A 25,107-nucleotide genomic window follows, 5' to 3' on the forward strand; every position below is an offset into this window, starting at 1 on the left:
AGCCCCGTTGGGAACATGGTTCCCAACGGGGCTTCTCTGCGTTTACGTCTGCGTTTACGCCGACGTCCTCAGGTCGCGCCTTTCCACCCGTCCCAGCAGCGGCAGCCCCCGCACCCAGCGTTCGACCTCCTGCACCGCGTAGAGTCCCAGCCGTTGCACCTCACTGCCCTGGGCGCCGGCGATGTGGGGTGTGATGAGGACATTGGGGAGCGAGAACAGGGGGTGTCCTCGCTGCAGGGGTTCGGGTTCCGTGACGTCCAGTACCGCGCTCAGCCGTCCCGACCGGCATTCCGCCGTCAGTGCCTCCGTGTCGACAAGGGCACCCCGCGCCGTGTTGATGATGGTGCTCCCGTCGGGGACCAGGGCCAGCCGGCGGGCGTCGAGCATGTGGCGAGTGGCCGGGAGGAGGGGGGCGTGCAGGGTGATGACCGAGCTGCTGCCGCACAGCGTTTCCAGGTCCGTCTTCTCGGCCCCCATGCGGTGCGCTTCGTCGGCGCCGACGTACGGGTCGTAGAGCAGCACCCGGTAGCCGGCGTCGGCCGCTGCCAGCCTGGCCAGGACGCGGTGTCCGATGCGCGAGGCGCCGATGACGCCGATGGTCCGGCCGTCGGCTCCTTGGCGTTCGGAGAAGCCCGGCCAGCCGCCGTCGCCGCCGCGGGCGGCATAGGTGGCTGCCGTGACGAGTGCCTGTTTCGACGCCAGGACGACACAGGCGTACGCATAGTCGGCCACCGGTCCCGCATTCGCGTCGGCCGCCGAGGAGACGGCGATGCCGCGGTCCCAGGCGTGTTCCGGCACCAGCCATTTCACCGACCCTCCGGCGTGCACGATGGCCCGGAGCCGTGGGGCCCTTGCCAGAGTCCGTTCCGTCAGCGCCGGGCACCCCCAGCCCGTGATGAGAACGTCCGCCTCTCCCAGCGCGTCCCAACCGTCGGCCACCGTGACGCTTTCGTCGAGCCGGGTGCGCAACTCCTCGTCCAGTACGGCCCCGGCTTCCTCCTTCCCCATGACAATCACTGCCGTGGGGAAGGCCGTTGTGCCGCTTTCGTCCATGTGTAGTTCGCTCCCCGCCCCGCAGAGCGGAAAAACGCATTGCCTGCGGTTTCGACGTGTCGAAACGATCGTCCTTGATCTCTTCCGTTCTCCTTCCCCCTTCCTTCCGCACCCTCCGGAAACTCCGTGACTCTGCCTCCCTCCCTGCCACGGGACCCCTTGTTCCGCCGTTTCACCACCCGGCTCCCCAAAGCGCCGATGTCGCTCGCCCGGTCGGGTAATTCCTGGGCCGTCGACGCCCTCATCACGGCCGTCGTGCAGCTTGCGGTGACCATTCCGTTCGTCGTGCCGCGCTCGGCCGACGTACCGCCGGCCACCTGGGCCTCGTACGGCATGACGACGCTCACCGTGCTGCCGTTGCTGCTGCGCAGCCGGGTGCCGTTGACCGCGCTGCTGCTCGTCACCGCTGCCGGATTCGCCTATCTGCCCCTGGACGGGCCCGGGCAGCCGCTGCCGTACAGTCCGCTGGTCGCCATTTTCACGGTGGCGGCCCTGGGCGGGGTGTGGCAGCGGCGGGTGACGATCTGCATTGGGCCGCCGCTCGTGGTGATTTCCTCGGCCCTGCGGACGAATACGGCGCGCGAGTACCTGTTCGCGTTCTTCGTCTTCACCATGGCCTACGTGCTCGGCGTGCTCGCCCGCACCCGGCAGGCGTACCTCGAGGCCGTGGAGGCGCGGGCGGCCGAGCTCGAACGGTCGCGGCAGGTCGAGGCGGAACGGGCGGCCGAACGTGAACGCGCCCGCATCGCCCGGGAGATGCACGACGTGCTCTCCCACGCCGTCAGCCTGATGATCGTTCAGGCCGAGGCCGGGCCGCTCGTCGTACGGTCGGACCCGGACCGTGCGGAAGCGGCGTTCGATGCGATAGCCGGCGCCGGGCGCGACGCCATGGTGCAGCTCCGCCGGATGCTCGGGCTGCTCAAAGAGGGCCGCGACGCGGACGGCGGGACGGGCCCCGCGCGCAGCCCGCAGCCGACGCTGGACGGACTGCAGGACCTCGTCGCCGACGTGCGGCGTACGGGGCTGGACGTGATGCTCGTGCCTGAGGGCGAACCGCGGCCGCTGCCGCCCGACGTCCAGGTGACCGTCTACCGCGTCGTCCAGGAGGCGCTGACCAACGTCCTGCGCCATGCCCGCTCGGCCGGCTCGGCCCGCGTCCGCCTCGTGTGGGAGCCCGAGCGGCTCGTGGTGTCCGTCGAGAACGACGGTCACGCACCGCAGGACGGCAGCACACGCGGCGGCGGCCGCGGGCTCATCGGCATCCGGGAGCGGGCGGCGGCCCACGGCGGTACGGCCTCCTTCGGGCCCGGGCCGGCCGGCACCGGCTACCGCGTTGCCGTCGAACTTCCGCTCGTGTTCTCCTCTGCCGCGGAGGTGGACGGGTGACGATCCGGGTAGTGGTTGCCGACGACCAGGAGTTGGTGCGGGCCGGCTTTGCGCTGATCCTGGGAGTCCAGCCGGACATCGAGGTGGTGGCCGAGGCCGGTGACGGCGTCGAGGCGGTCGAGGCCGTCCGCCGGCACGCGCCGGACGTGGTGCTGCTCGACATCCGCATGCCCCGCATGGACGGCATCGAGGCGGCCCGCACGGTGTGCGCGGAGACCGGCACGAAGGTCGTCATGCTGACCACCTTCGACCAGGACGACTACGTCTACGAGGCGCTGCACGCCGGCGCCAGCGGCTTCCTGCTGAAGGACGTGCGCCGTGACGACCTCGTCCACGCGGTCCGCGTGGTCGTCGCCGGTGACTCCCTGCTCGCTCCGTCGGTGGCCCGCCGGCTGGTGGCCGACTTCGCCTCCCGTAGGCCGGCCGGCGTACGGGCGGCGACGGGCGGCGGTGCGGCGCCGGACGTGATGGACGTGCTGGACGTCCTGACCGCCCGCGAGCGCGAGATCCTCGTCCTGCTCGGTCGGGGCCTGTCGAACGCCGAGATCGCGGCCGAGCTGGTGGTCAGCGAGCACACGGTGAAGACGCACGTGTCGAACGTGCTGGCCAAGCTGGGGCTGCGCGACCGCATCCAGGCGGTCATCTGCGCCTACGAGACGGGTCTCATCGCCCCGGGCGGCTGAGGAGCGCTCCCGGCATCCCTCGCGCGAGGGATGCCCGTCGGTCTCCAGAACCCCTCGCTCCGGCGATCCGCCGAACGCCTTCGCTCACAAGGATGGAGGGCACCAGGACCGCAGGTCTGCGGTCGAAGGACGAGGACCAGGGGGAGACCACCCATGCCGTACCGCCGCCGGCGCACCGCCGTCGCGATCGCCACCGCTCTCACCGCGACCGCCGTCGCCGCGGTGCTCGGTGCCACGACGGCCGTCGCCGTACCCACCGCCACCGCACACACCGCCCGGCCGGGGGCGTCGGCCGCCCAGCTGCCGCCCGGGGCGGACGCCCTCCGGCAGGCGATAGCAGGCCTGCCCTCCGCCGACGCCACTGCCGCCCAGGTGCGGCTGGGCGGTGCCCAGGGGAGCTGGCAGGGCACGTCCGGGGAATCCGACATCCGTACGCACCGAGCGCCCAAGGGGGACGAGCGCTTCAGGGCCGGGAGCATCACCAAGGTGTTCACCGCCGCCCTTGCGCTGCAGCTGGTCCACGAGGGCAAGCTGGACCTGGACGGAACCGTGCAGCAGTACTTGCCGGAGCTTCTTCCCGCGAACTACCCGGACGTGAAGGTGAAGCAGCTGCTCAACTACACGAGCGGCCTGCCGAGCGCGAACGACCCCGGCGACTTCGCCTCGCAGTACGAGCGACGCTTCACCACCTGGGACCACGTACAGCTGGTGAAGCGCGGGTTCACCCAGCCGATGGAGTTCGCACCGGGAACGCAGCAGCACTACTCAAACATTGGCTACAACGTCCTGGGGCTGCTCATCGAGAAGGTCACCGGCCACTCGTACGAGAGTGAACTGCGCGACCGCGTCCTGAGGCCCACCGGGCTGAAGGACACCTACAGCCCCGGCAACGACCCGCGCATCCACGGCCGTCACACCCACGGCTACCAGGCGGTGAAGGCCGCCGACGGCTCCACGCAGCTGATCGACGTCACCGACTGGAACCAGTCCATCACCTGGGCCTCCGGCGATCTCGTCACCACCACCGCCGACCTGGAGCGCTTCACGACCGCGCTGTTCCGCGGCCGGATCGTGCCGGAGCGCGAGCTGGCGCTGATGTTCACGGTGCCGGACGTGCCCGCGTACGGAGGCGGCAAGGCAACGTACTCGAGCGGGCTGAGCCGCTACGTGTACGACGACGGCAAGAAGAAGACCGAGGTGTGGGGCAAGACCGGCGACCGCTACGGCTACGTCAACGGTTTCGCCGCCACCAAGAACCTCTCCAGCACACTCGTCTACGCGGTCAACGGGACGGACGCCAAGGGCAAGGAGATGAACGCCGTCGTGGGCCGCATCATCGGTGCCTTCGGCAAGGCCGCGCAGGCCGCGCAGGGCACGCAGGCCGCTTCCGCCGCGCGTACCGGTAGCTAGCCGGCCGGGAGCGGGCTGCGCGGCCAGCGGGCGCGGGCCTGCTCCTCGGAGCGCATCAGCGCGAGGGTGGGCAGGCCCTGGGCCTCGCCCTGCTCCAGCAGCTCGGGGAGCGCCGGCAGCGGGGCGACGGCCGCCACGTCGTCGAGGACGACGGTGAGTGGTGGGTCGAGCCGGCCGGAGGATGACCGTTCGGCCATGCGGCGGCCGTGCTCGACCACGCTCTGGGCGAGTGCGGTGAGCAGGGGCATCGCACCCGGGTCGGTGCGGGGATCCTCAATCGCCTCACCCACCACGTACAGCGTTCCCCCTTCGGCGACAAATGATTCCAGCGCGAGCGTATTTGCTCGATTCGGATTGCATGCGTCGCGGATGTGGACGGAACCGAGGGCGCTCAGCGCACGGGCCGCCAACTCCAGGGCCATGTCGCGCCGCTGGGGGTGTCCGGTGAGTGCCGATTCGAGCTCGCCGGCCGTCCCGCCCACCGCCTTGGGGCTCGTGCGCAGGATGCGGACGGGCTCGTGGGCGGCGGCGCCCTGCGTCCAGCGGTGGACCTGCCGGAACGGCCGGCCCCCCACGGCGGCGGCCTGCAGCCAGCAACGCAGCAGCGTCTCGGCGGTGTCGGCCGTCGCCGAGTCGAGCGGACTGAGCGGGCGTACGGGGGCCAGGAGGGCGGCTGCGCGGGCCGTGGCGGTCTCCCGGGACTCGCACCCGGTGGTCGGGTCCCAGCGCAGGCGGTCGGGCGTGTCGAGGCGATGTACGGGGTCGAAGGCCAGGACCGGGCCGAGTTTGGCGCGGCTCGCCTTGGTCTCGGCCCACAGCAGGGGGTCGCTGGTGACCACGAGCACGGGCCCGGCCGCTTCGAGCACGGCGCGGGCGGCGGGGGCGCGGCGCTCGGTGGTGTAGAGCAACCGCCGGGCGCCCTCCGGCACGTTCGGCTCCGGCTCCGGTGCCGGCGCCGGGGCCGGTACGGGGGCCGGTACGGGGGCCGGCACGGGGATCACAGGCGGTCCGGGGAGCACAGCCGGTACGGGGGCCTGGGCGGCGACGTCCGCGCCTACCTCGGCCGCCGGAGCCGCTGTTGCCGTCGCCGGCGCATCGGCCTGCTGCGGGAGCGCTTCCGCCTTGCGCTCGCGGTCGCGGCGGGCCCGTACGCCGCGCCAGCGGGCGATGGTGCCGAGTGCGAAGGTGGTCAGGACGACGGCCACCAGCAGCTCGCTGACGAGGATCCCCCAGAACAGCCCGTAGCCCGAAAGGGTGTCGGCGGGGGTGGTCGGCCAGGCGGCGGGCAGGTCGCGCGGCTGCGCCATCAGGTGGCGCATGGCCTGCGGCGTCCGGGCGATCGTGACGCCGTCGGGCCAGGTGCCGTGGCTGAACAGCGCGGCCAGGCCCGTCGCCGTCCACACCAGCACCGTCAGGCCCAGCAGGAAGGCGATGACGCTGACCAGCAGGCCATCCGGGATGCCGCGCTCCCCACCCGGCTCCCGGCCCGGTACGGACCCCATGTCAGGCCACCGTGGGCTCGGAGGATCCGTACGTGCCGTCGCCGAGGAACGGGGAGCCGACGGCGCGGGCGGCGGCCGCGGCCGCTGCCGCCTCCTCGGCGGCGGCGTCGTGGACGCGGCCCTCCTCGGTCATGGCGCGGTCCGTGTAGACCAGCGGGCGCTCGGCGTCGGTGATGATGTGCTTGACCACCTGGACGTTGCCGTTGACGTCCCAGACGGCGATGCCCGGGGTGAGCGTGGGGATGATCTCCACGGCCCAGCGGGGCAGACCGAGCACGCGGCCGGTGGCCCTCGCCTCGTCCGCCTTCTGGGCGTAGATGGTGCGGGTGGAGGCCATCTTGAGGATCGCCGCGGCCTCCTTGGCGGCCGCCCCGTCGACGACGTCCGACAGATGGTGGACGACCGCGACGAACGACAGGCCGAGCCGCCGGCCGAACTTCAGCAGCCGCTGGAAGAGCTGTGCGACGAACGGCGAGTTGATGATGTGCCAGGCCTCTTCCACCAGGAAGATGCGCTTCTTGCGGTCGGGCCGGATCCAGGTGTGCTCCAGCCACACGCCCACGATCGCCATGAGGATGGGCATGGCGATGGAGTTGCGGTCGATGTGCGACAGGTCGAAGACGATGAGCGGGGCGTCGAGGTCGATGCCCACGGTGGTCGGCCCGTCGAACATGCCGCGCAGGTCGCCGTCGACGAGCCGGTCCAGCACCAGGGCCACGTCCAGGCCCCAGGCCCGTACGTCGTCTATGTCGACGTTCATCGACTCCGCGGACTCCGCCTCCGGGTGGCGCAGTTGCTCGACGATGTCGGTGAGGACGGGCTGCCGGTCGAGGATCGTCTCGTTGACGTGGGCGTGGGCGACCTTGAGGGCGAAGCCCGCCCGCTCGTCCAGGCCCCGCCCGGTGGCGACCTCGATGATCGTGCGCAGCAGGGCGAGCTGGCCGGTGGTGGTGATGGCCGGGTCGAGCGGGTTCAGGCGGATGCCGCCGTCGAGGGCGGCCATGGGGTCCAGCCGGATGGGGGTTATACCCAGCTGCTGCGCGATGAGGTGCCACTCGCCGACGCCGTCCTCGCCCTGGGCGTCGAGGACGACGACCTGGCGGTCGCGGAAGCGCAGCTGCCGCAGGACGTACGTCTTCTCCAGCGCCGACTTGCCGTTGCCGGACTCGCCCAGGACCAGCCAGTGCGGGGCCGGCAGCTGCTGGCCGTACAGCTGGAACGGGTCGTAGATGTAGCCCTTGCCGGAGTAGACCTCGCGGCCGATGATCACGCCGGAGTCGCCGAGGCCCGGGGCCGCCGTCGGCAGGTAGACGGCCTGCGCCTGCCCGGTGGAGGTGCGCACGGGCAGCCGGGTGGTTTCGACCTTCCCGAAGAGGAAACTGGTGAAGGCGTCGGTGACGTTGGCGAGCAGGTCGAGCACGGCATTGCCCCTATCGTCGGATGCCGGTCGCGAACGGCAGCGTGTTGACGAACGCCCGGTGATGCTCGCGGTCGCACCATTCGAGCTTGAGGTAGCTCTTGCCGGCCGAGGCTCTTATGGTCCGCTTGTCGCGCGCCAGCGCCTCCGGTGAGCGCGAGGAGACGGTGATGTAGCCGACGAGGTTGACGCCGGCCGCGCCGCTGGCCAGGTCCTCGCCGCGCTGGTCGACGCGCGAGTGGTGGGCGACGTCGCGCGGGTCGACGACCCGGTTCATCTTGGCGGCGCGCGAGGCGTCGGCGTCGTCGTTCGTCTTCTCGGTCAGCATGCGCTCGATGGCCACGTCGGTGGGCTCGAGATCCATGCAGACCGCGACCGTGCGGATCACATCGGGGGTGTGCACGAGGAGCGGGGCCAGGAAGTTCACCCCGACGGGGGTCATCGGCCATTCCTTGACCCACGCGGTGGAGTGACACCAGGGGGCCCGGGTGGACGACTCACGGGTCTTCGCCTGCAGGAACGTGGCCTCGGTCGCGTCCAGTTCGGCCGGCCAGGCGTTGCGCTTCGTCATCGCCTGGATGTGGTCGATGGGGTGGTCCGGGTCGTACATGGAGTGCACGAGCGACGCCAGCCGCGCCTGCCCCAGCGGCTGGCGCACCCGGATGTCGGCCTCGGCCAGGCGGGCGCAGATGTCGGTCAGCTCCCGGGCCATCACCACGGCGAGCCCGCCGTCCCGGTCCAGGCGCCGCCGGCCGCCGTCGTGCCGGGAGGCGCGGGAGATGGCCTGGGCCTCGGCGGCCAGCTCCCGGGAGTAGTGCATGCAGGCGACCAGGTACGCCCGGTGCTGCTCGGACGACGTGGAGACCATCGACTGCAGCTGGTCGTAGGAGTCCTTGAGCCACTCCGGGGCGCGCTCGTCACCGCGCCGCTCGACGTCCTTGGCGTGCGCGTCGGGGTCGGCCGGCAGCGTACGGGCCAGCATCTGGAGGCGGGTGACGTAGCCGTCGCCGTTGGCCACGTGCTTCAGCAGCGTCCCGAAGCGCTCGACCAGGGCCTCCTGGTCCTCCGAGTCGCGCAGGCCCACGCCCGGGCCCTCGATCTCGATGGCCGCGGTGACGGTGCGGCGGTCGGCGTGCAGCAGCACCGCGATCTCGTCCGGGCCGAAGGGCGCCGACAGCCAGGAGATCCGCCCGATGCCCGGCGGCGGCCCGACCTCTACCTCCTGCCCGTCCAGACGCGTACCGGCCTCCATCGCGACGGAACGGTACGTCGCCTCCTTGCGCAGCGTCCGCTTGTACGAGCGGTTGATCTCGAACCACTTGTAGAAGGTGCGGCCCTTGTACGGCACGTAGACCGCGGCGAGGGAGAGCGCCGGCAGTCCGCTGAGGGTGATGATCCGCAGGGGGAGGATCGGCACCAGCAGTCCGCACATCATGCCCAGGAACGCGCCCAGGATGATCAGACCGATCTCCCCGCTCTCCCGGTTCTTGCCGATGACGGCATTGGGGCGGGCACGGCCGATCAGGTACGTACGGCGGGCTGCGATCGGCTGGGACTGGGCCGGCACCGTCAACTCCGCTCACCTCCGGATGTATTGCTCTTGCCGTTGTTCTGCGCACGCGGCGCGGGTGCGGGGGACGCCGCCGGCGCGGGCGCCGGGGCCGGTGGCGCGGGGGCGGCGCTGCCGTTGCCACCGGCGGGGCGCGCACCGTGCGCCGCCACGGCCCCGCCCATGGCGCCCGCGGGCCGGGCCGCCGCGCCGTTCGACGGCGCGGCGCCGTTGCCCCGGGCGCTGTGAGTGGTGATGCCCTGCTTGACCAGGGCGGCGGGCGAGGAGATCACTGCGGCGGCCTGCCGGGAAGCGGCGTCGTTGCTGGCGTTGCGGCTGCTGACGATCTCGTCGCCGAAGCCGGGAACGAATCGATAGATCATCGCACTGGCGAAGATGGCAAGAATGATGATGGCCAGGCCCGACACGACGGCGGAGAACGAGTTCGGCCCCTTGCCGGCCGACAGCGCCCCGGCCAGACCGAGCACGATCATGATGATCGGCTTGACCAGGATCACCGCGATCATGATCCCGGCCCACCGGCGCACGTGCCGCCACATGTTCTTGTCCACCAGCCCGGCGTACACCGCGGTGCCCAGCAGCGCCCCCACGTACAGCAGCGCCGCCCGGATCACCAGCTCCAGCCACAGCACACCGGCGGCCAGCACGGAGACCAGCGAGACGACGATCAGCATGATCGGCCCGCCGCCGATGCCGTCGCCCTTCTTCAGCGCCTCGGAGAACCCGCCGAAGAACTGGTCGTTGTTCGTCGACGAACCGGTGGCGATGACGTCCGTGACCGCATCCGTGGCGTTCACCACCGTGTACAGGATCAGGGGCGTGAACGCCGACGCCAGCACGGTCAGCCACAGGAACCCCACCGCCTCGGTCACCGCCTCCGTGAACGGCACCCCGCGCACGGCCCGCTTCGCCACGGCCAGCAGCCACAGCACGAGCGTGAGGATGGTCGAGGCGGCGAAGACGACGGCGTACTGGCGCAGGAAGGCGGGATTGGTGAAGTCCACGTTCCCGGTGGCCCGCACCGCGGCCGACAACTTCTGCACGATCCACGCCGCGGCGTCCCCACACCCCTTCGCGAGCGAAGCGAGCGGGTCGAGGGCGGTCTGGGGGTCGTTGGGGGAGGTACTGGTACCGGAGCTGTTGCTGCCTTTGCCTTGGCAGTAGTCCTTGGCGGGGCCGACGATCAGGTCGCAGTTGTCCTTGGCCGAGGCGCTGGGCGACGGTGTCACCGTTGGCGTACCTGTCGGCGTGGGCGTACCTGTCGGCGTGGGCGACCCCGTCGGGGTCGGCGTACCCGGGACGCCCGGCGTCGCGGTCGGTCCGGGCGCGGCAAAGACGCGCCCTGCCAGAACGAAGAGGCTCGTTTGTACGCCTACCAGCGCGGCAGTCAGCGTGAATGTACGGCGGCGCAGCTCAGCGGGCATAAGTGAAGCCTCCGTATTGCTCGACCGCCTTCGCGATCTCGTCAGCAGTGGACGCTCGGCGGTCACTGTTGACCGGCGCGGGACCGTCCTTCTGGGAGAACCCCTCGGCCTTCCAGTCGTTGTCCACCCAGCGGAGCGTGATGGTCATGGTGAACCAGTCGTTCGCCACCGGGTTGGTGGAGCTGGTGCCGGCAGTGCCGAAGACGCCGGTGCACCAGACCTCGACGGTGGCAGCGCTGTCGCTGTACTGGGTGGTCTTCGTGCCGATGGGGGCGGTGCGCGACACGTAGGTCAGTCCTTTGGCGGCGTCACCGTTCTCGTTCAGTCCGAGCTTGGCGAGGAAGTCCTTCGAGTAGGCGTTGTCGAGCTTGTTCTGCAGCTCGCCGACCTTGTCGGTGACGAAGATCTGGGGGACGATCTCGTGCCGTCTCGCGGGCTTGAGGATGTCCGCCGAAACGAGCGCCACCGCGAAATTCGCCGCCGCCGACTGCGCACCCTGCTCCGAGTGCGCGAAGCCGGACGCGATGCCCCCCGCCCCGCCTTCCACCGGCTTCACGCCGGTCGGGTGGGTCGGTTCGCTGCTGGCTCCCTTGTGGCTCGCGCCGTCGCTGCCGTCCGAATCGCCCCCGCCTCTGTTGGCGAACGCGATGGCCGCGATGAGGAGCACGATCACGCCGACGACGGTCACGAGGCTGCGCCCGGCGGGGCGGCCGCCACGGCCGCCGCGGATGCCCCCGCGGCGTGCGGGGGCGTAGGGGTCCACCTCGCCGTCCGGCAGCCGCGTGCGGGTCATGTGCCGGTCGTCGCCGTACCCGTCGTCGCCGAGACTCATCGCTCGCCTGCTCCCTCATGCGTAGTGGCCGGCTTGCCGCCCGTATATGACGGTAGCGGTGTGAACGGAATCCCGGGGGCGGGCGCCGGGGAGTGAGGGGGCATCAGGTGGCTGCCTCGGTGCGGGGGGACGAGGGGACGAGCGGTCTGTGCGGGGAGGACGCGCGGTGGTGCTCGTCGGGTCGGGTGGGGGAAACGGAAGCAAGCGGGGGTCGGAGGGGGCGCGGAAGGGGGCTCAGACCGCCATTCCGTAGACGATGGTGAAGAGCGTGCCGAGCGAGCCGATGATGAACACACCGGTGAGCCCGGCGACGATCAGGCCCTTGCCCTGCTCCGCGCTGAACGTGTCGCGCAGTGCCGTCGCGCCGATGCGTTGCTTGGCCGCACCCCAGATCGCGATGGCGAGGCACAGCAGGATCGCCACGGCCATGATGACCTCGATCATGACCCGTGCCTCCCGGCCGAGTTGACCGAACGGTCCCCAGTTGGGGGCGATTCCGCCGATAATGGTGTTGATGTCGCCCTTGCCGGCCGCCAAAAACATCTCTGATTCACCGCCCCATGCGGGTAGTTGCCTCGCTCTGCCCGTCCGGCAGAGGTCGCTGCCTATCTTCGCTGACATGCCGCCGATCGCATGTCGATTCGGCGACAAATTTTTGCCGGGGAACACGCGACCCACCGGTGCCGTCGAGGTGATCGGGTCATCCGGCCCGGTCTGCGGCGGGCCCGTGTCCGCGGCGGGTCCTTTGGTGACCGTGTGTATCACGAGGGTCGACGCCGGGCAATGTTGATCGTCACCGAGTGGGAGCTGCGACGTTCAAACGCCTGTGCGTGCGATGGGTACTCTTTCCTGCTCGGTCTGTCGATCAATTTCAAAGGTGGTACGGGTGCTGATTGCCGGTCGGTACCGGTTGGGGGAGCCGCTCGGTCGCGGCGGGATGGGCGAAGTCTGGCGCGGTCAGGACGAGGTGCTGGACCGTCAGGTCGCGGTCAAGCTGCTGCTGACGGACGAGGGTGACGAGTCCGCGGCGCAGCGGTTCCGTATGGAGGCCCAGACGGCGGCCCGCCTGAACCACCCCCATGTCGTGGCCGTGTACGACTTCGGAGAGTGGGACGGCCGCTTCTACCTGGTCATGGAGCTCGTCCAGGGCCCGAGCCTCGCCGGGGAGCTCTCCGTGCGCAGGACGCTCTCCCCGGAGCGCGTCGCCGGCCTGGCCGCCCAGGCGGCGTCCGGGCTGGCGGCCGCGCACCGGCAGGGAGTGGTCCACCGGGACGTCAAGCCGGGCAACCTGATGGTCGACGCCTCGGCCGGCACCCTGAAGATCGGTGACTTCGGCATCGCCCGCTTCGTCGACGAGACCTCCGCGGGGCTGACCCGTGCCGGTCAGATCGTCGGGACGAGTACCTATCTGGCCCCCGAGCGTGCTCTGGGGCGCACGGCCGGACCGGAGTCGGACGTCTACGCGCTCGGGTGCGTGCTGTACCACCTCCTGATGGGCGGGCCGCCCTTCTGGGACGACAACCCGACAACGTTGCTGTACATGCATGTCGACAGCCCGCCCGAGCCGCCGCGCAACCACCGCCCCGAAATACCGCAGGCGTTCGAGGCGTACCTGCTGCGGATGCTGGCCAAGGCACCGGAGGACCGGCCGACGGCGCAGGAGGTCGCGGACTTCTTCGCCGGTCCCGCCTGGCGCGACCGCCCCCGGACGTTCGCGCCCGCGACGCCACCGGTACCGGCAATGCCGCCGTCGGCGCCGCCCGCGGCCGCCACCGTTCCCGCACCTGCCATGGGGGTGCCGGGCATGCCGTCCGTACCGCCTGCCATGCGGCGCGAGACGACGACCACGTACGCCCTGCCGTCAGCGCGCCGCCCCGTGGCGGCGCCGCGGCGGCCGGGGGTGCTGCTCGGTGCCGTCGCCGGGGTGGTCGTGTTCGTGGTGGCGGCACTGATCGGTGCGGCGTTGTTCTAGCGATCGGCGGTTGGCGGCGTTGATCCGGTCGGCCTCCCAGGGGCCGGCCGGACCTCAGGCCGTCCCCACCGTTCCCTCCGGGTCCTTCGGCGGACCTCCGGCGTCCAGCCCTTCGACGAAGTGGTCGAACTCGCCGGCACGTACGCCCAGGACGAAGGCGTCCCACTTCGCCTCCGTGGTGACCACCACCTTCTCCGGGTTGATGTTCTCGCGGATGTAGACGTTGCCGTCGCCCCCGAAGGCGATCTCCAGGTATTCGGTCATCGTCTCGTCGTCGGTGGCCGGGATCCAGTTGAGCTCGGGCACGGTATCGCCCCCTTGTGGGATGGGATGGTCCGATGAACGTCGGCGCTCACGATAGAGGAGCCGCTCCTGGGCGCGTCCTCTTCGCGCAGCGCCGCCAGGGCCGCCTCGACGGTGCGGAGCATCAGGCGGGGCCGGAAGAAGACGTCGGCGCTGCTGAAGCGCAGCACCCGTCGGACGCCGCGGCAGGCGGTGAGCTCGTTGAAGCGCAGGATGTCGTTCTGGTGGGCGGCGCGGCTGCCGTGCCAGGTGTGGCCCTCCACCTCCAACGCCAGCCCTTCCTTGCGGAAGAGGAAGTCGACGCGAAGCAGCCGGCCGTTGTCCGTCGGCACCGGCGCCTGCGATTCCGGATACAGCCCCGCGCCGTGCAGGTGCAGTCGCGCCATGCTCTCGGCCGGTGATCCCGCCGCGGGATCGGTCAGCGCCAGCGCCATGCGTGCTGCGCGGCAGTTGCGCCGCCCGGCACCGGTGCCCTCCGGGCCCAGGAACTCGGCGATCTGCTGCCTGGTGGTCAGCCCACGGGCGAGCACATGGTCGGCCGCCACGACCGCCGCGTGGGTGGGCAGTGCCATGAGCAGGTCGCACACCGTGCGCAGGGCCGTGGTGACCCGTACGCCGTCGACCACCGTCACTTCGTGCTCCGCCAGCCGCAACCCGTGCACCACGACGCCGGGTGTGCGCGCCTGTCCCTTGCGACACGGATCGATCAGCTCGACGACTCCTTGCACCGCTTCCTCCCCCTCCGCTCGGTCCACTGCCTTCGCTCCGACGGCCGGAGTCGGCAGCACCGGGATGCCGTGCGCCGCCGCGGCCGTCCGGTGGCTGCCCACCCAGCCCGGGTGCCGCAATTGCACCGCCAGCAGCCGCAGGCGCATGCTGCTCTCCAGCCCCGGCTGCGCCCAAGCCCCGCAGAGCAGCCGTGTCCACCCCGCTCTTCGCAACGCCCCCGCGACCCCGGTCGGCCTGAGCCCGCACCCGACGGCCTGGGACGTCAGCAACACTCCGCCTTGTGCCGCGGCCACCGCGTGCAGCCCCGGCTGATCCCCCCGTTTCATGGCCCCAGCACAGCGGAAGCCACAGCATTGCGCGACCCCTGTGGATAACTCCCGGGCCACCGCCCCGTTGGCCGGCCCCGCGGCCCCGTCCCGTACCGCGTCGTCGCACGTCAGAGCGGGTGACGCGTGCATACCCGTAACCCCGCGGCGGTCAGGTGATCCGATTGGCTGAGAAATGGCCCGGGTTGGGCGTAGGCTCCGGGTCCCCGGCTGCCGCACCGTGTGCGCGCCGCGCGGCGTGCGGTGGCGGTCGCCTGCCCGTTCGCCTGCTGGCCCGCGCCGAGACGAGTCGCCATGAGCACGAACACCCACTCCAGCCATCCCTTGGCCCACCGCACCGTGCTGACCGTTCCACAGTCCGCCACGGTCCTGCAGGACGTCCGCCGGATCAGCGCCGCGTGGCTGATCGAGAAGTACGGCAGCGCACCGCTGGCCACCGGGCAGCACGATCTCGCCGACAACTGCGTCCTGGCCAGCCAGAGCATCTACCAGGCCGACGGGGCCGAGCACGCGCTGCGCCTGCAACTGCGCGAGGACAAGCCGGAGGCCACGTGGCGCACGACGATCACCGCCGCGCTGTGCGCGGGCGAGTGCGCCGTCGTCTCCGTGGCGCTGGAGGCCTTCCCCAACGGCGACCAGCCCCTCTCACCCGGCCGGCCCCGCCTCGTCCGCGAGCTCGTGCGCGACCTGGCACCCGTCGACGGCCTGTCGCCGCTGACCCTGGACGCCCGGCCCGTTCACGCCGACCAGGTGGACGCCCTGGTCGACGTCCTGTGCGAACCACGGCGGCTGCCGGTGGTGGTGGCCGCCAGACCCGTGCGCCCCGACGCCGTCTGGAGCGACCGGATGCGGCAGGTGCTGCCGCAGTGCGCCGGCGCGGCCGCGCTGTACCTGCTGGAGGACCTCGACGCCGTCGACGCCTTCCGCAAGGCGATCGGTGACGACCACAGGGTCGCCCCGGGCGCGGTCCGCACCTTCCTGACCGAGGTCGACCCCGCCTGGCCGCAGGACGCGCCCCGCCACCGGTTCCTGACGATGGCCAGGCTGAGCGATCAGAGCGACCGGGCCTGGTACGGGATCGCCGGTACGGTACAGCGCCTGTCCACCGAGGCCCCGCTGCCCGACGCGCTGCGCGGCCTGTCCTTCCCCGACCTCGGTCAGCTCCACCGGGAGGAGCGGCAGGCCGCGCTCGCCGAACCCCGCCGCACCGAGGAGCTCGGAGCCATGGCCGCCCAGATCGCCAGGCTCACGGCATCACTGAAGAAGGCCGACCAGGACCTGAAGGAAGCCACTCGCGAGGCGGATCTCTCCGCCCGCACCAAGGCCTCCCTGGAAGAGCAGCTCCAGGCCGCCGTGGCCCGTGCGGACGGCGACCTGGAGGAGGCGGTCCGGGCCCTGGACGACCTGGAACGCGCCCGCGCCGAGGTGCGCGTACTACGACACCGCCTGTACGCCGCGGGCCGGCACCGCGAAGCCGTCCTGATCGAGCAACCCCTCGGCGTCCCGGCGTCCTTCGAGGACCTGTGGGAGCGCCTCGACGCGTTCGAGGGCCTGACCGTCTCCGCCGACAAGGGCAAGGCCCTCGAACTCGACGAGGCCGCCCGCGCCCGTGTCTGGGCCGCCAAGGCCTGGAACGCGCTGCGCGCCCTCGACGCCTACACCCGCAGCGCCCACGACGGCTTCAACGGCGGCTTCTACGAGTACTGCACGTCGGAGCAACCCGGAGACGTGTGGCCGCGCAAACAGGTGGCCATGGCGGAAACGGGCGCGACGATGAACGCCTGGGGAGACGAACGCATCTTCCCCGTCCCCCACGACGTGGCCCCCACCGGCCGCCTCGAAATGCAGGCCCACCTCAAACTCCACTCCAAGGGCAGCACGTCACCGCGTATCTACTTCCACGACGACACCAAGGGCTGCACGGGGCGCGTCATCGTCGGATACATCGGACATCATCTGAAGAACAAACATACGAACTGACGCCCGACGGGCGACAGGAGAACGGGGGAACTGGTCGTGCGCAGTGCTGTGGTGACGCCTGAAGGGGACCGCATCCGCTGGGTCGAGCTGCCGGGACGGGAACCGGCGCGCGTCTACGTCCACGGCCTGGGATCGACGTCGCCGGCCTACTTCGCCGAGGCCGCCGTGCACCCGCTGCTGGCAGGGCACAGGTCGTTGCTGGTCGACCTGCTCGGCCACGGCATCAGCGATCGCCCCGAGGACTTCTGCTACACGCTGGAGGCGCACGCGGACGCCCTGGCCGCGGCGCTGAGCGCCGCGGACGTCACAGGTGCCGAGCTGATCGCCCACAGCATGGGCGGCTCGGTGGCCGTCGTCCTCGCCGCCCGGCACCCGCACCTGGTCTCCCGGCTCGTCCTGGTCGACGCCAACCTGGACCCGCTGCCCCCGGCACCCGGCACGGCGGGCAGCCGCGGCATCGCGGCCTACACGGAACAGGAGTTCCTGGCGGGCGGCTGGGAGGAGATACGCGACCGGGCCGGCGCCCACTGGTGGTCCACCATGCGCCTCGCCGGCCGCACAGCGCTGTACCGAAGCGCGGTCAACCTCACCCGCGGAACGGCCCCGACGATGCGGCACCTGCTGCTCACGCTGCCGATCCCGCGCACCTACCTCTTGCCGGCCGCCGACGGCCCCCTCCCCGGCGCGGACGCGCTGGAGAAGGCCGGAGTCCGCGTGGTGCCGGTGCCGGACTGCGGCCACAACATCATGCTGGACAACCCCGAGGCCTTCGCCCACGCGACGGCCGAGGCGCTGGGCGGACAACGGACTGACAGCTGATCAGGGACATGGCGAAGATGTGGCACAGTCTCGTCCTGTGGAAGCACTAAGGCCCCAGGACCCCACCAGCATTGGCGCGTACGCCGTTCTCGCCCGTCTCGGGGCCGGCGGGATGGGGCAGGTGTATCTGGGGCGGTCGCCCGGGGGGCGGCAGGTGGCTCTCAAGGTGATCCGGGAGGACTTCGCCGAGTCGCCGGAGGCCCTGGCGCGCTTCCGGCGCGAGGTCGAGACGGTGCGGGCCGTGCGCAGTGCGTACACCGCCAACATCATCGACGCCTCGCTGGCCGCGGCGCCGTACTGGCTCGCCACCGAGTACGTGCCCGGGCCCACCCTGGCCGATGCCGTGCGGCAGCACGGTGCGCTGCCTGGGGACACCTGCTTCCGGTTGTTCGCCGCCCTTGCCGAGGCCCTGGCCGGTGTGCACGAGTACGGGGTGCTGCACCGCGACCTCAAGCCGCACAACGTCATCCTGTCGGCCGTCGGGCCCAAGCTCATCGACTTCGGGATCGCCCGCGCCGCCGAGCAGACCGCGCTCACCCGCACCGGTACGGCGCCGGGTACGCCCGGGTACACGGCGCCCGAGGTCATCACGCGCAACGCGGTCGCCACGGCCTCCGACGTCTTCGCGCTCGGGGCGACGATGGCGGCCGTGGCGACGGGACGGCCGCCCTACGGGGAGGGCTCGCTGGAGTCGGTGGCCTACCGCGTCGTGCACGGCGAGATCGACGTTCAGGGCGTCGAACCGCGGCTGGCCGGGCTGATCCGGGACTGTGTGGCGGGGGATCCGGCGCAGCGGCCCACGCCGGCTCAGGTCATCGAGCGCTGCGCGGTGACGTCGGCCCTGGTCGAGGACCCCTTTTACCGTGTTCTGGTGGGTGCTGGCCCCGGGGCGGTCGCAGGGGTGGGGTACGTGCCGACGGTCGTGCCCGGGCCGGCAATGCCGCAAGCCCGGCAACCCCGGACGAAGCTGTGGCTCGCGGTGGGGGCGGCGTCCGTGGCCGCAGGCGTCGTTGCCGGCCTGCTGATCCAGAAGGCAGGGGATACGAAAGGTGACAGCGGCGAGGGGAAACCTGCTGCCATCGGTGCTGCGGCGACCCCGGCTCCCGCGACTTCCGGTGCGGCCAAGCCCGGCGCCGCATCACCTTCCGGCGATGCCGACGGTACCGACGGTGCCGAGCCCGGATACATCGAGGCGACGAACCCCAACCGCGACTACTGGGCACCCAAGGAGGGATCCCCGGGGGCGGGGCAGTGCGGTCTGCCGGCCGAGGAGCGCCCCGGGCAGGCGCAGCTGCAGGCGTCGATCGTCAGCGCCGAGGACCCTTCGGCCCGGGAGATGTCGGGGAAGGTGAAGATCTCCGTGCGCTTCAAGTACGCCGACCCCGCCCTGCCCAGGCCGTACTACGTCTCGGTGTCCGTGAAGCCCCCGCACGAGATCGATTCCCGGACGGGCAGACCGTTCGAGGGGCTGTCCCAGGACAACCTGGGGCTGGGTTACTCCAGCAAGCCCGTGGCCCTCCTGAAGCAGGACAGCAAGGGTTTCGGCGCGCCGTGGGTGGAGATGACCTACCCGGACGACTTCCGGGTGTTCGTCAACGGCAAGCCGTACGCCCCCGCCATTCCGGTGGGCAACGACCCGGGGAACTGGACCGTGCTCTTTCACCACGTCAAGTCGCCGAAGGAGTACGCAAGTATCGACTGCCGGGGCTTCATCGGGAAGCAGTGATGCGGGCAGACTCGCACGGGATTGCGGAAACGGCGGCGTAAGTCGCCTGCCTTGGGGGAAGGTTGACGCGTGCGGAAGCTCTGGGTGGGCGTGGGTCTGGGCATCGCGATGTGCCTGAGCTTCATCGGGCTGCTCGTGATCGGGGTGTACGTGACCGCCGGGAACATCCTCGGCGGGGGGAGAGGTACGGTCGGGCTGGCGAAGGGTGCCGTCCCCGACCAGTACCAGGCGCTGGTGACGCAGTGGGGCAATCTGTGCCCGGCGCTGAATCCGGCGGTGCTCGCCGCGCAGCTGTACACGGAGAGCAACTGGGACCCGACGGCCAGGAGCCCCGCCGCGGCCATGGGCATAGCGCAGTTCATCCCGGAGACCTGGGCCACCCAGGGCCTCGACGCCAATCACGACGGCAAGCGCGACGTGTGGGATCCGGCCGATGCGATCCCGTCGGCCGCCTCGTACGACTGCGAGCTGGCGAAGGACGTGAAGGGCGTGGCCGGTGACATCACGGACAACATGCTCGCGGCCTACAACGCCGGCCCGTACCGCGTCATCAAGGCCGGCGGTGTGCCCTCGATCAGCGAGACCCAGGGGTACGTGAAGTCCATCCGCAGCCTGGAGAAGAGCTTCGCGCGCCCCGTCGGCAGGGTTGCGCCCTCGCAGCAGGCGGCCGGGGCTATCTATTACGCGCAGGAGAAGCTCGGCACGCCGTACCTGTGGGGTGGGGACGGGACGAAGGAGGACGGGGGGCGGTTCGACTGTTCGGGGTTGACGAAGGCAGCGTACGCCTCCGTCGGCATCGAGCTGCCGCGGGTTGCGAACGACCAGTGGAACGCCGGGCCCCACCCGAAGCGGGACGAGCTGCTGCCGGGTGACCTCGTCTTCTTCGCGCACGACCTGAAGGACCCGCGCAGCATCCATCACGTGGGGCTGTACGTGGGAGGCGGGTACATGATCCACGCGCCGCGCACGGGGGCCGTGATCCGGTTCGAGAAGATCGATGCGCAGCCGGACTACATCGGGGCGACGCGGGTCACGGCGGACGGTGCCAAGGCGTTGCCCGTGGGCACCGGGTCGAGGCGGCCCACGTGAGGTGACGGCGTGTGAAGCCCGGGCCTGAGCTGGGGTGATGGGTCACCCTTCGATAACAGCCAGGTGATCATTGGGTGGAGACTGGAACGGTCCGACGGAGTCGGGCGTTCCATGGAAGTGGGTAAGCAGCGCCGCGAGCTGCGGCGCACGGACCACGGGGGTCGGCAGCTGGGCGTAGTGACAGGCGACAGATAGGGGCCGGGGCGATGGCTGGACTCGCGACGGGAGACTCCATGCCGGTGGCCGGGGGAGAGACCAATCCCGACATCGGCCTGCTCTACGACGTCAACGGCATGGCGAAGGGCGCCCCGCACTGGGTGGACCGGGTCATGGAGTTCGTCGGCGAATACGGCATCGTCCTCGGCTTCGCCGTGCTGATGCTGTTCGCCTGGTGGAACGTCCGCCGGAAGGAGGACGCGCCCTGCGGGACGGCAGCCCTGCTGTGGTCCCCGCTGGCGGCCGGCATCGCGCTGCTGATCAACATCCCCATCCGCGGTTTCGTGCGCAGACCCAGACCCTTCCTCGAGCACCAGGGCCTGGACGTCCTCGTCCAGGGCAAGACGGACTTCTCCTTCGTCAGCGACCACGCCACGCTCACCATGGCGCTGGGCGTGGGCCTGTTCGTGGCCAACCGCAAGTACGGGGCCATCGGCATCGGCCTCGCCCTGCTCGAAGGCTTCAGCCGTGTCTACCTGGGCGTGCACTACCCCACCGATGTCATCGGCGGCTTCGCCCTGGGCACCGCCGTCGCCCTGCTGCTCGCCCCGCTGGCCATGATGCTGCTCACCCCGCTGACGCGGAAGATCTCGGGGACGCGCGCCGCCTGGCTCGTACGGTCGCCCGACGCGCCGGAGCCGTCGGGGCCCGTGGCGCCCGCGCCGGCGGGCCCGGCGGACGCGGCGCTGTCCGGGCGGCAGGCGCTGCGGCACGACCGGGACCTGGCGGCCTGAGGGCTTTCACCCGGCCGACGAGGCCAGGTGCTTCTCGGCGTCCTCGCGGGCCAGCGAGCGGGCCCTGCGGGCCGGGCCGTACCAGCCGCACGAGCAGCGGGCCGTACAGAAGGAGCCGCGCTCACTGGTCGTCGTCTGGTGTGCGCAGGACTGAGCGGCAACGGGATCTGACACGCCACCACGCTACCGGGCCGTGACGGCGGGCCGGGACGCGTCGTTGAGAGAGCGGGTTCCACCAGCGTGCGGCAGGGGGCTTACGGCCATGGCGGTGCAGTGGCACAGACGCAGAGGCGCGACCCTCGCCACCACGGTGGCGGGCGGTCTCGTCCTCGGCATGCTGGCCGTGTCCGGCTGCGGGGAGCAGGAGTCCGAGGCCGACGGGCAGGACGGCAGGGCCGTCCGGGGCGGTGCGGCGGGCGAGGTGCGCCAGGCACAGCTGGCCGGTCCCGCGGTGGTCGACCCCGCCCGTGCGCTGGCGGTGGTGCGGCACGTCCCGTGGACGCTGGCCGGTGCGGGCGGGGCGAAGGTGCGGACGTCCATGGAGACGGTCAGCGGCGGCACGCGGCTGACGATCAGGGGCCGGGGTGTCTACGACTTCATCCGGCCGGTGGGCCGGCTGGCGGTGGTGCTGCCCGAGGGTGCGGCCGGGTCGGCCGGGCACCGGTCGATCACGGAGGTCTTCACGCCGGGCGCGCTGTACATGAAGAACCGCGGTGCCGGGGTCCCGGACGGCAAGTGGGTGCGCCTGGAGACGGGCTCCCTGGCCGACGGCGATCTGCTGACGAGCGGGGCGACCGACCCCCTGGCGGCGGCGGAGCTGCTGGGAGGGGCGCGCGAGGTGGCGTACGCGGGGCAGGAGCGGTTCCACGGGGCGCGCGTGGCGCACTACTGGGGCACGGTGGACCTCTCCCGGGCGGCGCGGTCCGCGCCGGCGCGGGACCGGGCGGCGCTGACTGCCGCGGCGAAAGGGTTCTCCACGGGGACGGTGGCGTTCGACGCCTATCTGGACGACCGGGGGCGGCCGCGGCTGCTGCGCTACCGGTTCGGCGAGCGCTCGGCGGCGGGGCCGGCCGGTGGCGGGGCGCCCATGACGGTGGTGTCCTCGGTGGAGCTGTTCGCCTTCGGTCTCCGGCCGGACATCGACCTTCCCGCGGCCGGGGAAATCTATGCGGGCACCGTCGCTTCGCCGCAGAAATAGCGCGCGCGGGCGTAGTTGGCCATGGAAATGGTCCTTCTGTGCCATGCGCGGAGTCTGTACCGATCACTACGCTGGAGCAGTGACCTGAAGGCCGTCGCGAGGAGGTGAATCACGTGGTTCCGCGGCGCGGTTCGTCCGGTGGGCCGGATCCCGTGGCCCTCGTCGAGATCGATCTCTACGGGGATTTGATGATCGCCGCGTCCAGCGCGGCGGAGGAGCGCCTCAGCACCGATCGCATCGACGAGGTGCTGAGGGTGGTGCCGCAGCGCGCGCGGGAGTCGGCGCCCGATGCGGACGGCGCCGAGTGAGGCGTCGAGTGAGGCCCGGCCGGTGATGTCCGCCCGGGGTGCCCGGCGCGCGCCTCGCGCTCAGGTCCGCAGCAGACGGGCGATGGCGGCGGTGGCCTCGGCGATCTTGGCATCGGCCTCCGCCCCGCCCTGGCGGGCGGCCTGGGCGACGCAGTGACGCAGGTGCTCCTCCAGGAGCTGCAGGGCGAAGGACTGCAGTGCCTTCGTGCCCGCCGACACCTGGGTGAGTATGTCGATGCAGTAGACGTCCTCTTCGACCATGCGCTGCAGGCCGCGGATCTGGCCCTCGATCCTGCGCAGTCGCTTGAGGTGCTGGTCCTTCTGCTTGCTGTAACCGTGCGGCCCGGGCACGGCCGTGCCGGCCTGCGGGAGGTCCTCGCCGTGGCAGGAGGCGGCCCCAGTGGCGCTGGTCACTGCGGGGTCCGTGGTCGTCATGGCGTCCTCCGTCGTCCTGCCGGTGCGTCCGTGCTGGTCATCAGCGGCTTTCCGGGCCCGGTCGGACCTGCCGCGGACCCTTCGGCCGTACCCGTACGGCATACCCCGGCCGGGTATATCGTACCGAAAAAAGCCCTCCGGAGCCCGCACCGCTTTGCCGAGCACTCTGCCCGATGGGCGACACTGAGGGAATGCCAGTTAGCTGTGGCTGGATGATGCGCCTAGCATCAACGAGACCGAATCCGCTGCACCCCGAGGATCCCACGTGCGTTTTCGTCTGACCCCCAGGGAGACGAGCTTCTACGACATGTTCGCCGCCTCTGCGGACAACATCGTCACGGGCTCCAAGCTCCTGATGGAACTGCTCGGAGCGGACAGCTCCGCCCGGGCCGAGATCGCCGAGCGGATGCGGGCAGCGGAGCACGCGGGGGACGACGCGACGCACGCGATCTTCCACCAGCTGAACTCCTCCTTCATCACGCCGTTCGACCGTGAGGACATCTACGCCCTCGCCGGCTCGCTCGACGACATCATGGACTTCATGGAGGAGGCCGTCGACCTGGTCGTCCTCTACCAGATCGAGGAACTGCCCAAGGGCGTCGAGCAGCAGATCGAGGTCCTCGCCCGGGCGGCGGAGCTGACCGCCGAGGCGATGCCGAACCTGCGGACGATGACGAACCTGACCGAGTACTGGATCGAGGTCAACCGCCTCGAGAACCAGGCCGACCAGATTCACCGCAAGCTGCTCGCCCACCTCTTCAACGGCAAGTACGACGCCATCGAGGTGCTCAAGCTGAAGCAGATCGTCGATGTGCTGGAGGAGGCCGCCGACGCGTTCGAGCACGTGGCGAACACGGTCGAGACCATCGCGGTCAAGGAGTCCTGACCCCCGGTGGACACGTTCGCACTCGTCGTGACCATCGGGGTCGCGCTCGGATTCACGTACACGAATGGCTTCCACGACTCCGCGAACGCCATCGCGACCTCGGTCTCCACGCGGGCGCTGACCCCGCGCGCGGCCCTGGCGATGGCGGCGGTGATGAACCTCGCCGGTGCCTTCCTCGGCAGCGGCGTCGCCAAGACCGTCAGTGAAGGGCTGATCGAGACGCCGACGGGCGACAAGGGGATGGGCATCCTCTTCGCCGCGCTGGTCGGCGCGATCGCCTGGAACCTGATCACCTGGTACTTCGGCCTGCCCTCGTCCTCCTCGCACGCCCTGTTCGGCGGCATGGTGGGCGCGGCGCTGGCGGGCGGCACGGCCGTCATCTGGTCGGGCGTGATCGAGAAGATCGTCATCCCGATGTTCCTCTCGCCCCTGGTGGGCCTGGTCCTCGGCTATCTGGTGATGGTCGTGATCCTCTGGCTCTTCCGGAAGGCCAATCCGCACAAGGCGAAGCGCGGCTTCCGGATCGCCCAGACGGTCTCCGCCGCCGGCATGGCGCTCGGTCACGGTCTGCAGGACGCCCAGAAGACCATGGGCATCGTGGTGATGGCCCTGGTCATCGGCGACGTGCAGAACAAGGGCGACGCCATCCCGATCTGGGTGAAGATCGCCTGTGCCCTCATGCTGTCGCTGGGCACCTACGCCGGTGGCTGGCGCATCATGCGCACCCTCGGCCGGAAGATCATCGAGCTGGACCCGCCGCAGGGCTTCGCGGCGGAGACGACCGGCGCGTCGGTCATGTTCACCACGGCGTTCCTGTTCAAGGCGCCGATCTCCACGACGCACGTGATCACCTCGGCGATCATGGGCGTGGGCGCGACCAAGCGCGTCAACGCCGTGCGCTGGGGCGTCGCGAAGAACATCATCCTCGGCTGGTTCATCACCATGCCGGCGGCGGCCGGTGTGGCCGCGCTGTGCTACTGGCTGGTGCGCCTGGCCTTCGGCTGAGCGGACAGCCGCCCGCTCGGGTGACGACAACGGGCCCGGCCCCCTGGTACGAGCAGGGGGCCGGGCCCTTTGCCTTGCGGCGGCACCGCCAAGCAGCGCCGCAA

The 25,107-nt window shown here is 71.1% G+C and carries 24 protein-coding genes; 13 read left to right on the plus strand and 11 right to left on the minus strand.

All coding sequences use genetic code 11. The features are described 5' to 3' along the window. Window positions 1-54 precede the first annotated feature (54 nt). Entirely contained in the window at window positions 55-1,053 is a 999-nt protein-coding gene (locus tag ABD361_RS00005) for a hydroxyacid dehydrogenase (RefSeq protein WP_344432451.1), read from the minus strand. A 198-nt stretch (window positions 1,054-1,251) separates the two neighbouring features. Between ABD361_RS00005 and ABD361_RS00010 the strand changes: the two genes are divergently transcribed. From ABD361_RS00010 to ABD361_RS00020, 3 genes are all read left to right on the plus strand, one after another. Then, a complete protein-coding gene (locus ABD361_RS00010; protein ID WP_344432452.1) occupies window positions 1,252-2,439 on the plus strand; it encodes a sensor histidine kinase in 1,188 nt (395 codons plus the stop codon). Next, the gene (locus tag ABD361_RS00015; protein ID WP_344432453.1) at window positions 2,436-3,122 is read left to right on the plus strand and encodes a response regulator; all 687 of its coding nucleotides are present in this window, start codon (window positions 2,436-2,438) and stop codon (window positions 3,120-3,122) included. The genes ABD361_RS00010 and ABD361_RS00015 overlap by 4 nt, the downstream gene beginning before the upstream one ends. A gap of 153 nt (window positions 3,123-3,275) precedes the next feature. Next, window positions 3,276-4,532: a serine hydrolase domain-containing protein gene (locus ABD361_RS00020; protein ID WP_344432454.1), complete on the plus strand. Its 1,257-nt coding sequence runs from the start codon at window positions 3,276-3,278 to the stop codon at window positions 4,530-4,532. Here the strand turns inward: ABD361_RS00020 and ABD361_RS00025 are convergent. The 6 genes from ABD361_RS00025 to ABD361_RS00050 form a co-directional block, all read right to left on the minus strand. Further along, on the minus strand, window positions 4,529-6,034 hold the full coding sequence (locus tag ABD361_RS00025) for a type VI secretion protein (protein WP_344432455.1): 1,506 nt from the start codon (window positions 6,032-6,034) through the stop codon (window positions 4,529-4,531). The genes ABD361_RS00020 and ABD361_RS00025 overlap by 4 nt on opposite strands. Before the next feature lies 1 nt (window position 6,035). Beyond that, on the minus strand, window positions 6,036-7,454 hold the full coding sequence (locus ABD361_RS00030; RefSeq protein ID WP_344432456.1) for an ATP-binding protein: 1,419 nt from the start codon (window positions 7,452-7,454) through the stop codon (window positions 6,036-6,038). A 10-nt stretch (window positions 7,455-7,464) separates the two neighbouring features. Beyond that, window positions 7,465-9,018 carry an SCO6880 family protein gene (locus ABD361_RS00035; RefSeq protein ID WP_344432857.1) on the minus strand — a complete coding sequence of 518 codons (1,554 nt, stop codon included), beginning with the start codon at window positions 9,016-9,018 and terminating at the stop codon, window positions 7,465-7,467. A 2-nt stretch (window positions 9,019-9,020) separates the two neighbouring features. After that, window positions 9,021-10,445 (minus strand): hypothetical protein, encoded by a 1,425-nt coding sequence (locus ABD361_RS00040; protein ID WP_344432457.1) that lies wholly within the window; start codon window positions 10,443-10,445, stop codon window positions 9,021-9,023. Then, window positions 10,435-11,277, minus strand: a complete 843-nt coding sequence (locus tag ABD361_RS00045) for a DUF8175 domain-containg protein (RefSeq protein WP_344432458.1) — start codon at window positions 11,275-11,277, stop codon at window positions 10,435-10,437. Before ABD361_RS00045 ends, ABD361_RS00040 begins: the two co-directional genes overlap by 11 nt. Window positions 11,278-11,511: 234 nt before the next feature. Next, on the minus strand, window positions 11,512-11,820 hold the full coding sequence (locus tag ABD361_RS00050; RefSeq protein ID WP_099199098.1) for a hypothetical protein: 309 nt from the start codon (window positions 11,818-11,820) through the stop codon (window positions 11,512-11,514). A gap of 343 nt (window positions 11,821-12,163) precedes the next feature. Between ABD361_RS00050 and ABD361_RS00055 the strand changes: the two genes are divergently transcribed. Continuing rightward, entirely contained in the window at window positions 12,164-13,249 is a 1,086-nt protein-coding gene (locus ABD361_RS00055) for a serine/threonine-protein kinase (protein WP_344432459.1), read from the plus strand. Window positions 13,250-13,303: 54 nt separating this feature from the next. Here the strand turns inward: ABD361_RS00055 and ABD361_RS00060 are convergent, their stop codons facing one another. After that, window positions 13,304-13,555, minus strand: a complete 252-nt coding sequence (locus tag ABD361_RS00060; protein ID WP_344432460.1) for a DUF397 domain-containing protein — start codon at window positions 13,553-13,555, stop codon at window positions 13,304-13,306. Beyond that, a complete protein-coding gene (locus ABD361_RS00065) occupies window positions 13,510-14,427 on the minus strand; it encodes an endonuclease domain-containing protein (protein ID WP_344432461.1) in 918 nt (305 codons plus the stop codon). Before ABD361_RS00065 ends, ABD361_RS00060 begins: the two co-directional genes overlap by 46 nt. 474 nt (window positions 14,428-14,901) lie before the next feature. Here ABD361_RS00065 and ABD361_RS00070 point away from each other — a divergent pair, with 474 nt between their 5' ends. The 5 genes from ABD361_RS00070 to ABD361_RS00090 all read left to right on the plus strand — a co-directional run bounded on the left by ABD361_RS00070 (window position 14,902) and on the right by ABD361_RS00090 (window position 21,171). After that, entirely contained in the window at window positions 14,902-16,587 is a 1,686-nt protein-coding gene (locus tag ABD361_RS00070) for a coiled-coil domain-containing protein (RefSeq protein WP_344432462.1), read from the plus strand. Window positions 16,588-16,623: 36 nt separating this feature from the next. Further along, window positions 16,624-17,406, plus strand: a complete 783-nt coding sequence (locus tag ABD361_RS00075; protein WP_344432463.1) for an alpha/beta fold hydrolase — start codon at window positions 16,624-16,626, stop codon at window positions 17,404-17,406. A 37-nt stretch (window positions 17,407-17,443) separates the two neighbouring features. Then, window positions 17,444-19,132 carry a serine/threonine-protein kinase gene (locus tag ABD361_RS00080; RefSeq protein ID WP_344432464.1) on the plus strand — a complete coding sequence of 563 codons (1,689 nt, stop codon included), beginning with the start codon at window positions 17,444-17,446 and terminating at the stop codon, window positions 19,130-19,132. Window positions 19,133-19,201: 69 nt separating this feature from the next. Next, the gene (locus tag ABD361_RS00085; protein ID WP_344432465.1) at window positions 19,202-20,221 is read left to right on the plus strand and encodes a C40 family peptidase; all 1,020 of its coding nucleotides are present in this window, start codon (window positions 19,202-19,204) and stop codon (window positions 20,219-20,221) included. Between the two features lie 206 nt (window positions 20,222-20,427). Next, window positions 20,428-21,171, plus strand: a complete 744-nt coding sequence (locus ABD361_RS00090) for a phosphatase PAP2 family protein (RefSeq protein WP_344432466.1) — start codon at window positions 20,428-20,430, stop codon at window positions 21,169-21,171. A 6-nt stretch (window positions 21,172-21,177) separates the two neighbouring features. On the opposite strand, the gene ABD361_RS00095 is transcribed toward ABD361_RS00090, so the two are convergent. Continuing rightward, a complete protein-coding gene (locus ABD361_RS00095; RefSeq protein WP_344432467.1) occupies window positions 21,178-21,345 on the minus strand; it encodes a hypothetical protein in 168 nt (55 codons plus the stop codon). 88 nt (window positions 21,346-21,433) lie between these two features. On the opposite strand from ABD361_RS00095, the gene ABD361_RS00100 reads away from it, so the two are divergent. Further along, on the plus strand, window positions 21,434-22,369 hold the full coding sequence (locus ABD361_RS00100; RefSeq protein WP_344432468.1) for an SCO4651 family lipoprotein: 936 nt from the start codon (window positions 21,434-21,436) through the stop codon (window positions 22,367-22,369). A 113-nt stretch (window positions 22,370-22,482) separates the two neighbouring features. Continuing rightward, entirely contained in the window at window positions 22,483-22,677 is a 195-nt protein-coding gene (locus ABD361_RS00105; RefSeq protein ID WP_344432469.1) for a hypothetical protein, read from the plus strand. A 60-nt stretch (window positions 22,678-22,737) separates the two neighbouring features. On the opposite strand, the gene ABD361_RS00110 is transcribed toward ABD361_RS00105, so the two are convergent. Then, on the minus strand, window positions 22,738-23,112 hold the full coding sequence (locus ABD361_RS00110; protein WP_344432470.1) for a metal-sensitive transcriptional regulator: 375 nt from the start codon (window positions 23,110-23,112) through the stop codon (window positions 22,738-22,740). 265 nt (window positions 23,113-23,377) lie between these two features. Between ABD361_RS00110 and ABD361_RS00115 the strand changes: the two genes are divergently transcribed. Both ABD361_RS00115 and ABD361_RS00120 read left to right on the plus strand, forming a co-directional pair. Then, window positions 23,378-23,998 (plus strand): DUF47 domain-containing protein, encoded by a 621-nt coding sequence (locus tag ABD361_RS00115; protein ID WP_344432471.1) that lies wholly within the window; start codon window positions 23,378-23,380, stop codon window positions 23,996-23,998. A 6-nt stretch (window positions 23,999-24,004) separates the two neighbouring features. After that, entirely contained in the window at window positions 24,005-25,003 is a 999-nt protein-coding gene (locus tag ABD361_RS00120) for an inorganic phosphate transporter (RefSeq protein ID WP_344432473.1), read from the plus strand. Window positions 25,004-25,107 lie beyond the last annotated feature (104 nt).

The organism is Streptomyces luteosporeus (assembly GCF_039532865.1).
Classification (GTDB): Bacteria; Actinomycetota; Actinomycetes; order Streptomycetales; family Streptomycetaceae; genus Streptomyces; species Streptomyces luteosporeus.